Source organism: Mitsuokella sp. AF33-22 (assembly GCF_003475755.1).
Classification (GTDB): Bacteria; Bacillota; Negativicutes; order Selenomonadales; family Selenomonadaceae; genus Mitsuokella.
Genome location: NZ_QRQA01000004.1, coordinates 35,675 through 49,125 on the forward strand (window position 1 = coordinate 35,675; position 13,451 = coordinate 49,125).

Annotated in this window: 15 protein-coding genes and 1 riboswitch; all 15 genes read left to right on the forward strand. The window is 60.4% G+C overall.

Annotated elements, in window-relative coordinates:
• Positions 1–247: autotransporter outer membrane beta-barrel domain-containing protein (locus tag DWZ54_RS11880; RefSeq protein WP_199663208.1), on the forward strand; the 247-nt coding region annotated here is incomplete at its 5' end.
• Positions 248–872: 625 nt separating this feature from the next.
• Positions 873–1,571 (forward strand): precorrin-2 C(20)-methyltransferase, encoded by a 699-nt coding sequence (gene cobI, locus DWZ54_RS03335; RefSeq protein WP_118474501.1) that lies wholly within the window; start codon positions 873–875, stop codon positions 1,569–1,571.
• A gap of 13 nt (positions 1,572–1,584) precedes the next feature.
• Positions 1,585–2,538: an ABC transporter substrate-binding protein gene (locus tag DWZ54_RS03340; RefSeq protein ID WP_118474502.1), complete on the forward strand. Its 954-nt coding sequence runs from the start codon at positions 1,585–1,587 to the stop codon at positions 2,536–2,538.
• Positions 2,535–3,536 (forward strand): iron ABC transporter permease, encoded by a 1,002-nt coding sequence (locus DWZ54_RS03345; protein ID WP_118014418.1) that lies wholly within the window; start codon positions 2,535–2,537, stop codon positions 3,534–3,536. The genes DWZ54_RS03340 and DWZ54_RS03345 overlap by 4 nt, the downstream gene beginning before the upstream one ends.
• A 4-nt stretch (positions 3,537–3,540) precedes the next feature.
• On the forward strand, positions 3,541–4,329 hold the full coding sequence (locus DWZ54_RS03350) for an ABC transporter ATP-binding protein (protein WP_118474503.1): 789 nt from the start codon (positions 3,541–3,543) through the stop codon (positions 4,327–4,329).
• 197 nt (positions 4,330–4,526) lie between these two features.
• Positions 4,527–4,751 (forward strand): ferrous iron transport protein A, encoded by a 225-nt coding sequence (locus DWZ54_RS03355; protein WP_118474504.1) that lies wholly within the window; start codon positions 4,527–4,529, stop codon positions 4,749–4,751.
• Positions 4,752–4,777: 26 nt separating this feature from the next.
• Positions 4,778–6,679 carry a ferrous iron transport protein B gene (gene feoB / locus DWZ54_RS03360; protein WP_118474505.1) on the forward strand — a complete coding sequence of 634 codons (1,902 nt, stop codon included), beginning with the start codon at positions 4,778–4,780 and terminating at the stop codon, positions 6,677–6,679.
• Between the two features lie 116 nt (positions 6,680–6,795).
• Complete coding sequence (locus DWZ54_RS03365; RefSeq protein WP_118014410.1) at positions 6,796–6,960, forward strand: FeoB-associated Cys-rich membrane protein; 165 nt, start codon at positions 6,796–6,798, stop codon at positions 6,958–6,960.
• A 189-nt stretch (positions 6,961–7,149) separates the two neighbouring features.
• A riboswitch (FMN riboswitch) is annotated at positions 7,150–7,269 on the forward strand.
• 123 nt (positions 7,270–7,392) lie between these two features.
• A complete protein-coding gene (gene ribD / locus DWZ54_RS03370; protein ID WP_118474506.1) occupies positions 7,393–8,481 on the forward strand; it encodes a bifunctional diaminohydroxyphosphoribosylaminopyrimidine deaminase/5-amino-6-(5-phosphoribosylamino)uracil reductase RibD in 1,089 nt (362 codons plus the stop codon).
• A gap of 16 nt (positions 8,482–8,497) precedes the next feature.
• Positions 8,498–9,151: a riboflavin synthase gene (locus DWZ54_RS03375; RefSeq protein WP_118474507.1), complete on the forward strand. Its 654-nt coding sequence runs from the start codon at positions 8,498–8,500 to the stop codon at positions 9,149–9,151.
• Positions 9,152–9,200: 49 nt separating this feature from the next.
• Positions 9,201–10,412, forward strand: a complete 1,212-nt coding sequence (locus tag DWZ54_RS03380) for a bifunctional 3,4-dihydroxy-2-butanone-4-phosphate synthase/GTP cyclohydrolase II (protein WP_118014404.1) — start codon at positions 9,201–9,203, stop codon at positions 10,410–10,412.
• A gap of 73 nt (positions 10,413–10,485) precedes the next feature.
• Positions 10,486–10,953: a 6,7-dimethyl-8-ribityllumazine synthase gene (gene ribE, locus DWZ54_RS03385; RefSeq protein WP_118014402.1), complete on the forward strand. Its 468-nt coding sequence runs from the start codon at positions 10,486–10,488 to the stop codon at positions 10,951–10,953.
• 115 nt (positions 10,954–11,068) lie between these two features.
• Positions 11,069–11,638, forward strand: a complete 570-nt coding sequence (gene yfcE, locus DWZ54_RS03390; protein ID WP_118474508.1) for a phosphodiesterase — start codon at positions 11,069–11,071, stop codon at positions 11,636–11,638.
• A 30-nt stretch (positions 11,639–11,668) separates the two neighbouring features.
• Positions 11,669–12,571 (forward strand): Hsp33 family molecular chaperone HslO, encoded by a 903-nt coding sequence (gene hslO / locus DWZ54_RS03395; protein WP_118014398.1) that lies wholly within the window; start codon positions 11,669–11,671, stop codon positions 12,569–12,571.
• Between the two features lies 1 nt (position 12,572).
• On the forward strand, positions 12,573–13,298 hold the full coding sequence (locus tag DWZ54_RS03400; protein WP_158573601.1) for a M48 family metallopeptidase: 726 nt from the start codon (positions 12,573–12,575) through the stop codon (positions 13,296–13,298).
• The last annotated feature ends 153 nt before the right edge of the window (positions 13,299–13,451 follow it).

The window sequence follows — 13,451 nt, forward strand, 5'->3', positions numbered from 1 at the left end:
CGACTACTACCTGCGCCTCTCCGCGCTGCACGAGTTCGGCGGACGCCGCGGCATGCATCTCTCTGCAGCCGACGGCGAGACGCTGGACTGGTCGCGCGACTACGGCAGCACCTGGTACGAAGCCAGCCTCGGCGGCACGTACCGCTTGAACAGCCGCACGACCCTCTACGGCGACGTCCAGCGCTCGTTCGGCAGCGACTGGCACAAGAAATGGCAGGGCAACATCGGCATCAACTGGCAGTTCTGATAGAAAATGAAAATGACGCGGCAGGATCACGCCTGCCGCGTCATTTTTGTTGTTCGTCGTCCCCCCTTCCCCGGGGAAGGGGGGACCGCGTAAGCGGTGAAGGGGTCCATGGGCGAGGTTCTGCGCATATTTCGGTTTACAGCAAAATGGCAAGTTGCTGCGAGCAGGCACCCCTTCAGTCAGCTTCGCTGACAGCTTCCCCCAAGGGGGACGCCATCTGCACAAGCCCCAGCCGTCCCCGCGCACGGGGAAGGTGCCCCGAAGGGACGGAAGAGGTCCATGGACGGACGGGGAAGAACAATCTCCTCGACAGCAAGTCCTTACAAGCGTCGTAGCCCCGCGCACGGGGGCGCGAAGCGCGGGATGCCGGTGGCATCCCCGGGTGTGGCCCGCAGGGCCGAAAGGGGTTCATGGGCGAGGATATGCGTACGACCGATGATGCTGCGGGATGCATTGTGCCTCGAAGCGCGGCCTTCCCCGCGCACCTAAGGATTTGACAGGTATTTTTCAAGCGTGTAACATTAAGGGGTAAGCAGTTTCCTGATTTCATTTCTCACCGATGGCTGCATCTTGCGGCGAAGCGGTGAAGGAAAGGATGGTTTATTATGTTAGGAGGATATTTGCGATGAGTGGAATCTTTTATGGTATTGGTGTCGGCCCCGGCGACCCGGAGCTCTTGACGATGAAGGCGATTCATGCCATCCAGAAAGCTGATGTGCTGATTGCGCCCAAGACGGAGAAGAAGGATGGCAGCGTGGCGCTGTCGATTGCGAAGCCGTATTTCAAGCCGGACATTGAGATTGTCTATCAGGTGTTCCCGATGGTCAAGGGCTTCGAGACGGATACGGCGGCCTGGGAGGCCAACAAGGCGGAGATCCTGAATCTTTTGAAGGCCGGCAAGAATGTGGCGTTTTTGACACTCGGTGATCCGATGTTCTTCAGTACCTACATATATATATACCGGCTGCTGGAGCACGAGGATGTGACGATTGAGACGATCCCGGGCGTACCGGCATTTGCGGCCATCGGCAGCTATGTTGGTTACCCGATTGTCGAGGGCAACGATATCCTGACAATCATCCCGGCTACGGCGCCGGAGGACAAGATCGAGAAGGCTATGGATGCGGCCGACAACGTCGTCCTGATGAAGGTCTACAAGAATTTCCCCGAGATGGCGGAGCTGCTCAAGAAGAAGCATCTTTCCAAGCAGGCCGTGATGGTCAGCCGCGCGGGGCTTTCGGAGGAGCGCATCATCCGGGACATCGAGGCGCACAAGGATGAGCATGTCAATTACTTGTCGACCATTCTGACGCGCAAGCAGTGAGGAGGGGAGTTTCATGAAACGATTCGTTGTTTTGTGCTTTGCCCTCCTGGCCCTGCTTGTGGCGGCAGGCTGCGGCTCACAGGCGAGTGCGCCGTCCTCTTCTTCCGGCGACAAGGCGTTTGCCGTCATCCACGATGCCATGGGCCGCGAGGTGACGCTTTCGAAGAAGCCGGAGCGCATCGTCGTGACGTCAGCTTCGTTCCTCGAGCCGCTGCATGAGGTCGGCGGCGATGTCGTCGGCCGCCCGGATTCGAAGACGAAGATGCCGGATTACGCCAAGGACAAGGCGAGTGTCGGCAAGGTCTATCAGATTGACATCGAGAAGGTGCTGTCCTGTGAGCCGGATCTCGTCATCGTCAACAAGGGCATGAACGAGAAGCTCGTCGATACGCTCGAGAACAATGGCATCCAGACGGTCGTGCTCGACATGAAGAGCTACGACGATGTCAAGAATGAGGTGCAGGTGCTCGCGCAGATCACGGGTGAGCAGCAGAAGGGCGAACAGCTCATCAACGACATGGACGCCAAGATCCAAGCCATAAAAGATAAGATCCCGCGGGACACGCATCGCGTATCCATCATTCATACGACGAATCAGGGACTTTCGGTGCAGCTCGAGGGCAGCATCGCCGGCTGCACGGCCCGCCTGCTCGGCTGGGACAATGTGGCTGCCGGCATGACGCCGCTCGAGAAGAATCCCGATGCAGCGCCATACAGCCTCGAGACGCTCGTCGAGCAGAATCCGGAAATCCTGTTCATCACGAGTATGGGAAAAATCGAGGAGGCCAAGGCTGGCATGGAGAAGACTATGGCGGAGAATCCGGCCTGGCAGACGGTCGATGCCGTCAAGAACGGCCGCGTCTATTATCTGCCGCAGGACCTTTTTCTGCTGAGCCCGGGCATCCATTACCCGGAGGCCGTCGAGACGATGGCAAAGTGTGTCTATCCGGAGGCCTTTGCTAAATGAGTGAAGGGAAGAAGCAAGGCCGCAGCCTCCTGACGCGCAGCGTCCTGTTCCTCGTCTTTGCCGTGCTGGCCGTGACGGGCGGTATCGTCAGCATCATGCTGGGGTCCGTCGAGATCCCCGTGCAGGAGATCTGGTCGGCGCTCACGGGCGGCGGCGCGGGCACGCACGGGCAGATCCTCATGAACATCCGGCTGCCGCGCACGCTTGTGGCGGCACTCGTCGGCATCAATCTGGCGCTTTCGGGTGCCATTCTGCAGGCGGTCATGAAGAATCCGCTCGCAGACCCGCACATCATCGGCATTTCGTCGGGCGCGGGCCTCATGGGCATCCTCGTCATGCTGCTGCTGCCGGAGTACGCGTATCTCGTGACGCCGGCGGCCTTTGTCGGCGCGATGGGGGCGGCTATCCTCATCTACATCCTGGCCTGGAAGAACGGCATCCGGCCCATCCGGATCATCCTGGCCGGTGTGGCTGTCTCGGCATTCCTGGGGGCGGGTATTTCCGCGCTCATGATCCTCTACAGCGACCGCGTGCACAGCGCGCTCATGTGGATGGTCGGCGGACTTTCCGCGAGGAGCTGGCCGCACGTGGCGATGCTCTGGCCTTATACGCTCGTTGGCAGCGTGCTGGCCTTCCTGGCCGCACGCCATCTCAACATCCTGCAGCTCGGCGATGAGCTCGCGAAGGGCCTCGGGCTGCGCGTGGAGCTCACGCGCCTGCTGCTGACGGCCGTCGCCGCCCTGCTTGCGGCCAGCGCCGTCTCAGTCGTCGGGCTCCTGGGTTTCGTTGGTCTCATCGTGCCGCATGCGGCGCGCCTCATGATCGGCTCGGACTACCGGTATCTGCTGCCGGCTTCGGCCGTGCTCGGCGCGGCCGTCGTCATGTACAGCGATACCTTTGCGCGCGTGGCCTTTGCGCCCGTGGAGCTGCCGGTCGGCATCATCATGGCGGTGCTCGGCGCTCCGTTCTTCCTGTTCCTCTTGAGAAGGGAGCTCTGATACGATGGAACTTACGGCAAAAAATCTGCAGGTGTCCATCGCAGGACACACCATCTTAAAGGATTTGTCCGTCACGTTTGCCGCAGGCAGGCGCACGGCCATCATCGGGCCGAACGGCGCGGGCAAGTCGACGCTCCTGAAGGTCCTCACGGGTCTCAACGAGGATTACCGCGGGCAGGTCACGCTCGACGGCGAGGATATCCGCCATCTCGGGAGGCAGAAGCTCGCGCGCCATCTCGCCATCCTGCCGCAGGGCGCGCAGGCCCCGCCGGATACGACGGTAGAAAGGCTCGTGGACTACGGGCGTTTCCCGTACCGCAGCTGGTTCCGCGCCGGCGATCCCAGGGCTGACCGGGAGGCGGTGGCCTGGGCCATGCAGGTGACGCATGTGGAGAAGTTCCGCCAGCGTCAGGTGCAGACGCTCTCAGGCGGCGAGCGCCAGCGGGCGTTCCTCGCGATGGTGCTCGCGCAGCAGCCCGATATCCTGCTGCTCGATGAGCCGACGACGTACCTTGACATCGCGCATCAGCTCGAAGTCATGCAGATCGTTTGCGAGGTCAACCGGCGCTACGGCATGACGGTGATCATGGTGCTGCACGACATCAACCATGCGCTGCAGTATGCCGACGAGATCGCCGTGCTCAAGGACAGGCATATCGTGCGGCAGGGGCCGCCGCGCGAGGTTGTGACCGTCTCGATGCTCGCGGAGGTCTTCGGCGTCCGCGCGGATATCTTCACGAACCGGACCGGGGCGGCCGTGCTTTCACCGGTAGCCCTGGTGCCTCGGCCATAAAACAAGAAAGAACCGTATGCGTACGGTTCTTTTTTTTATGGAATTTATTCTTGATCGAGACGGCTTCCTTTGCAAATGAAAATATCTTTCAAATAAGTGCTGAGAATGCTTGACAGATTTTAATGATATGGGCTATCATAGTCAATGAAGAAATAATCTCATTATCATTATCATATACGATTAGGAGGCGTTCTGATTTGACATTGAAAGACGGCAAGACCGGCATGACGCTCAAAATCCTGAAGATTGATGAGTCCGACCTCAAACAGCGCATGATGACGATGGGCCTGATCCCAGGCACGAAAGTCAAGATCCTGCGCTCGGCGCCACTCGGCGATCCCATCGCCATCGGTGTCCGTTCCTACAACCTGGCGCTGCGCCGCGCGGATGCGGAGAAGGTACAGGTTCAACAGGTCAACTGAGTGGAGGAAAGGAGACGCAAGCTTTTATGTCAACATTAGCAGTAGCACTTACCGGTAATCCGAATACCGGCAAGTCCACCATTTTCAACGAACTGACTGGTGCACGCCAGAAAATCGGCAACTGGCCGGGCGTCACGGTCGATAAGAAAGTCGGCTATACGCGTTACAACAACCGCGCCATCTCGATTGTCGATCTGCCGGGTACGTACAGCGTCAACGCGCGCAGCCCGGAGGAAAAGATTGTTATCGATTACCTCATGAACAACAAGCTCGACCTCGTCATGGACGTCGTCGACAGCTCCAATATCGAGCGCAACCTGTTCCTGACGGTACAGCTGCTTGAAGCCGGCATCCCGCTGCTCATCGACCTCAACATGCAGGACGATGCCGAGCGCCGCGGCGTCAAGATTGATACGAAGCGCCTCGAAGAAGCCATCGGCATGCCGGTGGTCGAGACGGTTGGCCGCAGCAGCAAGAGCACGAAAAAGCTCCTCGATATCTTCACGAATACGGTCATGGCCAACTACGAGGTCAGCCCGCAGGTACAGGCGCACATCGACAAGGTTAACGCCATCAAGGCCAGCAGCAAATCCGAAGAGGAGAAAGAGGAGGCCATCATCGAGGCCCGCTATGCCCTCATCGATAAAATCATGGCGCAGGCCGTCGACATGAGCAATGTCGGCCAGTCGAAATCCGAGAAGATAGACCGCTATCTCGCCAACGGCGTGCTCGCACTGCCCATCTTCCTCGTCATCCTTTACGCGGTCTTCCAGATCACGTTCACCTGGATTGGCCAGCCGATTGCGGATTTCCTTGACGATGCCATCAACACGAACTTCGTCGATTTCATGACGGATTTTCTGACGGATGCCGGTGTTGCGGACTGGATGGTTTCGCTCGTCTGTGACGGCATCATCTCGGGCGTCGGCGCGGTGCTGACGTTCGTGCCGCTGATCTTCGTCCTGTTCTTCTGCCTCTCCTTCCTCGACGGCACGGGCTACATGGCCCGCATCGCCTTCATCATGGACCCGATCATGCGCCGCTGCGGCCTGACGGGCAAAGGCGTCATGCCGCTGATGATGGGCTTCGGCTGCGGCGTCCCGGCCATCATGGGTGCGCGCGCACTCGATTCCGAGAAGGACCGCATGGTCTCCATTCTCGTCACACCGTTCCTTACGTGCGGTGCAAAACTGCCGATCATGGCACTGTTCGCCGCGATGTTCTTCCCCGATAATGCCGCCAATGTCGTCTTTGCCATGTACATCATCGGCATGCTCATGGCCATCATCGTCGCCAAGGGCCTCGGCTCCACGATCTTCAAGTCGGAGGGCTCGACGTTCCTCCTGGAGCTGCCGCCGTACCGCATGCCGGATATGAAGACGGTTCTCCTCGAGACGTGGGACAAGGGCAAGGGCTACCTCATCAAAGCCGGTACGATTATCTTTGCCGCTTCCGTCCTGCTCTGGGTCATGTCGAACTACAACTTCAGCGGCCCGTGTGAGATTGAGGATTCCATCCTTGCCACGATCGGCGACTGGATGTCGCATCTCTTCGTCTTCCAGGGCTTCGACACCTGGGAGGCCGGCGCAGCTGTTCTCTCCGGCATCATGGCCAAGGAGACGGTTGTCGCGACGATCGGTATCCTCTACGGCGCCGGCGATGTCTCGACGGAGGCTGAGGATGCCGCCGATACGGCTTCCACGATGATGCAGACGGGCATGGCCACGGCCTTCACGAGCCTTTCGGCCTTCTCCTTCATGGTCTTCTCGCAGCTCTACACGCCTTGCGTGACGGCACTCGGCACGATCAAGAAGGAAGCCGGCGGCTGGAAGTGGGTTGCGTTCTCCGCATTCTACATGTTCGCCATCGCCTGGCTCGTCTCGCTGCTCGTCTATCAGATCGGCAGTCTGCTGGGCTTTGCCGGCTGATGACGGAGAAGAAGGCCCAGGCCTTGCACCTCGTTGCCTTCTGTGATACGCTTTAAGAAAGATTTCCGGGCAGGCGCTTCGTGCGCCCGGTGCCCGGATGGATTGGAGGGATTTTTATGGCAACCTTTATCGTAGGCGCTTTGGTGGCGGTGGGGCTCTATTACGCCCTGCGCCATGTTTACCGGAATTTCCGCCTCGGGCGTGAGGACTGCTGCGGCGGCAACTGCTCGGCGTGCAGCGGTCACTGTATGGGAGGCCATTCCCTTCCGGTAAAGAAGTGACGATTCTCTATCCTTACACATAATCCACATGATGTGCATCGCCTGCTTTTGGCGATGGCCGCACCATCAGGTATCCTGCCTCTTGGTGCGGTATTTTTTTTGTTTGTGCCCGGATTCTGGGCAGAATGTCAAAAATTTTGTGGACTGTCTTTTCAGATGCGCACCGATATGGTAATATATAAAGCAGAGATTTGTCTTTGAGGCGGGGAGCATTTCCCCACCGGCGGTATAGCCCGCGAGCCTGCCTGGCAGGCACGATCCGGTGTGATTCCGGAGCCGACCGTATAGTCGGGATGAGAAAAGGCAGGCACGTGTTTTTCACATGTAAAAGCAGCCGCTGGGAAGAGATCTTCCAGCGGCTTTTTATTTTCTCAATGTCTCATACACAGATCCATGTTCCTTTGGTGAATCATGAGAGTCTGAGGTGATTGCATGCAGGATGAAGAATTCATGCGGGAAGCCCTGCAGCTTGCCCGCAATGCCGAGGGGCGGACCTCGCCGAATCCCATGGTGGGCGCGGTGATCGTCCGCGGCGGCCGCATCGTGGCTGCCGGCTGGCATAGGAAAGCCGGTACGCCTCATGCGGAGGTCCATGCGCTGCGCATGGCGGGGGAGCTTGCCAGGGGCGCGACGCTCTATGTGACGCTTGAGCCCTGTGCGCATTACGGCCGCACGGGCCCATGCGCCAGGGCCGTCGCAGAAGCCGGCATCCGCCGCGTCGTCATCGCGATGCAGGACCCGAACCCGCTCGTGGCGGGCAAGGGCATCCGCATCCTTCGCGAGGCGGGTGTCGAGGTCGTCTGCGGCGTGCTCGAGGAGGAAGCGAAGAAGCTCAACGAGGTCTTCCTCAAGTGGATTCCGCAGAAGATGCCGTTCGTCGTGCTCAAGACGGCCATGTCGCTCGACGGCAAGATTGCGACGCGCACGGGAGCTTCCAAGTGGATTACGGGAGAGGCCGCAAGGCTGCGCGTACATGCGTACCGCGACCGCTATGACGCCATCCTCGCGGGCATCAGCACGGTGCTCGCGGACGACCCGAGCCTCACGGCCCGCCTGCCGGATGGCACGGGCCAGAACCCCGTCCGCATCATCGTGGACAGCTGCGCGCGCACGCCGCTTGAGTCGAAAGTCGTCACGGACAAGGCCGCGCGCACGATTATCGCCGTGACGGAGGCGGCACCTCCTGCGCGCGTCGAGGCCCTGCGCAAGGCCGGTGTCGAAGTAATGACGGCAGGACCGGGCCCCGAGGTCGATCTGAAGCTCCTCTGCCAGGAGCTCGGTCAGCAGGAAATCTGCTCCATCTTCGTCGAAGGCGGCGGCAGCATCGGGTTCTCGTTCCTGCAGGCCGGCCTTGTCGACAAGGTTCACGCCTTTATCGCGCCGAAGCTCATCGGCGGGCGCACGGCCCTGACCCCGGTGGAGGGCGAGGGCTTCGCGGAGCTCAAGGATGCCGTGGAGCTCCGGGATGTGGAGGTCGAGCGGCTGGGAGGAGACATCCTCGTCACCGCTTATACGAAATGATGAATGAGGGACGCTTATGTTTACAGGAATCATTGAAGAGGTCGGCCGCATCCAGCGGCTCGGCGGCGGCTCGCTTACCATTGCCGCCAGGGAGGTCCTCAAGGATGTACATGTGGGCGACAGCATCGCCGTCAACGGCATCTGCCTGACGGTGACCTCGTTTGATGCCCGCCATTTCACAGCCGATGTCATGCCGGAAACGGTGCGCCGCACGTCGCTTGACGGCCTGCGGCAGGGCAGCCCCGTGAACCTCGAGCGCGCGCTGCAGCTCGGCGGCCGCCTCGGCGGCCATATCGTCTCGGGCCATATCGACGGCACGGGCACGATCCGCGCATTCCGCGACGAGAAGAATGCCATCCTCATGACGGTGGAGGCGGAGCCCTCCATCCTGCAGGGCATTGTCGAGAAGGGCTCGGTCGCCCTTGATGGCATCAGCCTGACGGTGGCGGAGGTCACGGATCGCGATTTTACGGTGAGCCTCATCCCGCACACGCGCGAGGTCACGAACCTCGGCAGCCGCAGGCAGGGAGACGCCATCAACATCGAGAACGATGTCATCGGCAAATACGTCGCGAAGATGCTCGGCAGCGCCTATGGAACGGCAGAAGATGCCGGGCATGCGGGGGGCCTTTCGAAGGATTTCCTCGTCCGGAACGGCTTCTTTATTTAATCCGCAAGATAATCCGCAAGAATCAACAACGAATCAGGAGTGAAGATACATGTCAGATTTTGCAACTGTAGAACAGGCCATCGAGGATATCCGGAATGGCAAGATGGTCGTCGTCGTCGATGATGAGGACCGCGAGAACGAGGGCGACCTCATCGTCGCCGCTGAGACGGTGACGCCGCAGGATATCAACTTCATGGCGACGTATGCCAAGGGCCTCATCTGCACGCCGATTGACGGCAAGCGCCTCGATGAACTCGCCATCGGCCAGATGGTCGTCAACAACACGGACAACCACGAGACGGCTTTCACGGTCTCCATCGATGCCTACGATACGGAGACGGGCATCTCGGCCTTTGAGCGCTGCGATACCATCAAGAAGCTGCTCGACCCGAAGTCCAAGCCTGCAACGTTCCGCCGTCCGGGCCACGTTTTCCCGCTGCGCTCCGTCGAGGGCGGCGTGCTGCGCCGTGCCGGCCATACGGAGACGACGACGGATCTCGCGCGCCTCGCCGGCTTCTATCCGGCCGGACTCTGCTGCGAGATCATGGATGACGACGGCCACATGATGCGCACGCCGCGCCTCAAGGAATTCGCCAAGGAGCACGGCCTGCACATCATCACGGTCAAGGCACTCATCGAATACCGCAAACGCACGGAGAATTTCGTGCACGAGGTCGCTGATGTCGATTTCCCGAGCAAGTACGGCCATTTCCGCATCCATGCGTATGAGAACGAGCTCAACAACAAATGCGACATCGCCATCGTCAAGGGTGATGTGCGCGGCAAGAAGGATGTGCTCGTGCGCGTTCACTCCGAATGCCTGACGGGCGATGCACTCGGCTCTCTGCGCTGCGACTGCGGCGATCAGCTCGCACTCGCGCTCAAGAAGATCGAGGCAGAGGGTGCGGGCGTCGTGCTCTACATGCGTCAGGAGGGCCGCGGCATCGGCCTCGCGAACAAGATGCGCGCCTATGAGCTGCAGGATAAGGGCCGCGACACGGTGGAAGCCAATGTCGAGCTCGGTTTTGCGCCAGACCTGCGCGACTACGGCATCGGCGCGCAGATCCTCGCGGACCTCGGCCTCACGAGCATCCGCCTGATGACGAACAATCCGGCGAAGCGCGCAGGCCTCGAGGGCTACGGCCTCGAGATTACGGGCCGCGTGCCGCTGCAGGTGCATGCCAACAAGTTTGACAAGCGCTATCTCACGGTCAAGAAGGTCAAGATGGGCCATATCTTCAGTGACGATACCCTGAAATAAGCGATTCAACACAAGTGTCCAGGCTGCCGGACCGAAGCGGGCAGCCTGGTTCCAGCGGAATGGAGGAAAAACCATGGCAAATGTAATGGAAGGTTTTGTGACGGGCAAGGGCCTCAAGTTCGGCCTCGTCGTCGCACGTTTCAATGAGTTCATCACGAGCAAGCTTTTAAGCGGCGCACTCGATACGCTGCACCGCCACGAGGCGAAGGACGAGGACATCGATGTCGCCTGGGTCCCGGGTGCCTTTGAGATTCCCATCGTCGCCAAGAAGATGGCGGAGTCGGGCAAATACGATGCCGTCATCTGCCTCGGCGCCGTCATTCGCGGTTCGACGACGCATTATGATTACGTCTGCAACGAGGTTTCCAAGGGCGTTGCCCAGGTCGGCCTGCAGACGGGCGTGCCGACGATCTTCAGCGTCGTGACGACGGAGAACATCGAGCAGGCCATTGAGCGTGCGGGCACGAAGGCCGGCAACAAGGGCGTCGATGGCGCTATGGCTGCCATGGAGATGGCCAACCTGCTCAAGAACATCGGCTGATTTCAGCCCGTTTATCTGCAACAATCCATCAATCTTTATGCGCTTGGCGGCGCTGTCCGTAAGACGGTCTGCTGCCAGGCGTATCTTGCTATCTTGCCGAAAGGAGAGCTTTTTTATGAAAATCGGTATCATCAGCGATACACACGGCCATGAGATGGCCTGGGCCAAGGCTTACGACAAGCATTTCCACGATGCGGATCTCATCCTGCATGCCGGGGATGTGCTCTATCACGGCCCGCGCAATCCGATGAAGGCGGATTACAATCCGGCCGGCCTCGTGGAACGCATCAATCATTCGGACGTCCCCGTTGTCATCGCGCGCGGCAACTGTGACTCCTCCGTCGATGCGAGCTGCCTCGAGACGCCCATCCTCGCACCGTATGCCTATGTCGTCTGGGAGGGACGCCGCATCATCATCACACACGGCGATGCTGTCATGACGGACGCGGAAAAGGATGCGATGGCGGCGCATCTGAAGGCCGATGTCTTCATCAGCGGCCATGTCCATGTGACGGTGCTCGAGCAGCGCGGTAATACCGTTTTCGTGAATCCTGGCTCGGCCGCTCTTTCCAAGCGTCCGGACGGTCGCAACACCATCGCCGTCTGGCAGGACGAGACGATCCGCATCCATGACATCGATACGGATGAGGTGCTCGCCGAGCTCACGCTGCCTCCCAAGGCATGAATCTCACAAAAAGGAGTTAATTATTCATATATGAAAGATCATCTTGTAAAAGCGACGGCAGAGGGTGTGCGCATCTACGCTGCCGTCACGACGAATCTCGTCAATGAGGCCATTCGTCGCCATGACTGCCACGCCGTCGCTGCAGCGGCGCTCGGCCGCACGATGACGGGCGCGCTTTTGCTCGCGGCCAATCTCAAGAATCAGGAAGCCCTGACCGTGACGTTCGATGGCCACGGGCCGCTCGGCCGAGTCACGGCCGATGCCACGCCCGAGGGCTTCGTGCGCGGCTATGTCGTCAATCCGCATGTTGAATTGCCGCAGAATGATAAGGGCAAGATCGATGTCGGCGGCGGTGTCGGCACGGACGGCACGGTAACGGTCACGCGCTTCACGGGACTGCGCAACCCCGTGACGGGCAGCGCGCCGCTGACGGACGGTGAGATCGCCGACGACCTGACGAAATACCTCTACGTCTCCGAGCAGACACCGTCGAGCGTCGGCCTCGGCGTGCTCGTCGGCCATGCCGGCGACCGCATTGCCTGCATCGGTGCGGGCGGCTTCATCCTGCAGCCGCTGCCCGATGTCAGTGACGAGGTCCTCGACCGCCTCGAAGCGAATCTGCGTGAGGTGAATTCCGTCTCGCACATGGTGGATGAGGGCTACGATGCCAAAGGCATCATCGCGGCCGTGCTCAAGGGCTTCGACATCCACTACCTGACAGAAACGGAACTGGCCTTCCGCTGCCACTGCTCGAAGCAGCGCGTCAGCGAGGTGCTGCTGAGCCTCGGTGAGAAGGATCTCAAGTCCCTCGTGGAGGACGGCCATGCGGAGGCCTGCTGCCCGTTCTGCGGCGAGCGCTACCAGTTCACGGGCGAGGAGCTGCAGGCCATCTACGATCACGCCATGGCAGACCGCCAGAAGCCGCAGGACTGAGATGAAAAGGAGAGCAGGAGCCGTTTCGCAGCTGATGGTTTCCGGTACGGCTGTCGCCGTCACGCGCAAGGCCATCAAGAATTTCTATGTGCGCGTAGACCGCGAGACGGGCGAGGTGCGCGTCACGGCGCCGCGGCGTCTGAGCGATGACGAGATCGGGCGGCTGCTGCGGCGCGACTGGCCCTGGGTTGAGAAACAGCGGGCAAGAGCTGCTTTGCGGCCGCATCTGCCCGAGCACCGCTATGAGACGGGCGAGGTCTTCTATCTCTGGGGCAGGCCCTATGTGCTGACCGTGCGGGAAAGCCACGCGCGGCGGCCTGCCGTCTGCGTCCGGGCGGGCAGGCTTCTGCTCTATGCGGAGGCTTTGCTGGGGGCTGAGGAGCGTCAGAAGGCCATTGAAGCGTGGTACCGCGCGCGGCTCGCACAGGGCATCGAGGCGCTGCAGGGCGAGGCCGAGGCCATCGTCGGCCGCCGCCCGCGGGAGTACCGCATCAGGAAGATGAAGACGCGCTGGGGGACCTGCAACACCGCGGCGGGCCGCATCTGGCTCAATCTCAAGCTCGCCCAGTACCGGCCGGCCATCCTGCGCTACATCATGCTCCACGAGCTCACGCATCTCTGGGTGCACAATCACGGTCCAGCCTTCCACGCCCGCATGGACCGCTTCTGCCCGGACTGGCGCACGCTCAAACAGGAGCTCGACGGCGGCCCGGCTTACGAGATATGAAGAAATAAAAAAGTCACATTCTTGACCTGGTTGTCAGAATGTGACTTTTTGTTCGTGGGCCTCTTTTACTGCTGGCGGATGCGGGCGAAGAGAAGGCGCTGCGGGATGTATTCCGGCTTCAGCGCGCAGCTGAATGTGAAAGACGGGGACGAG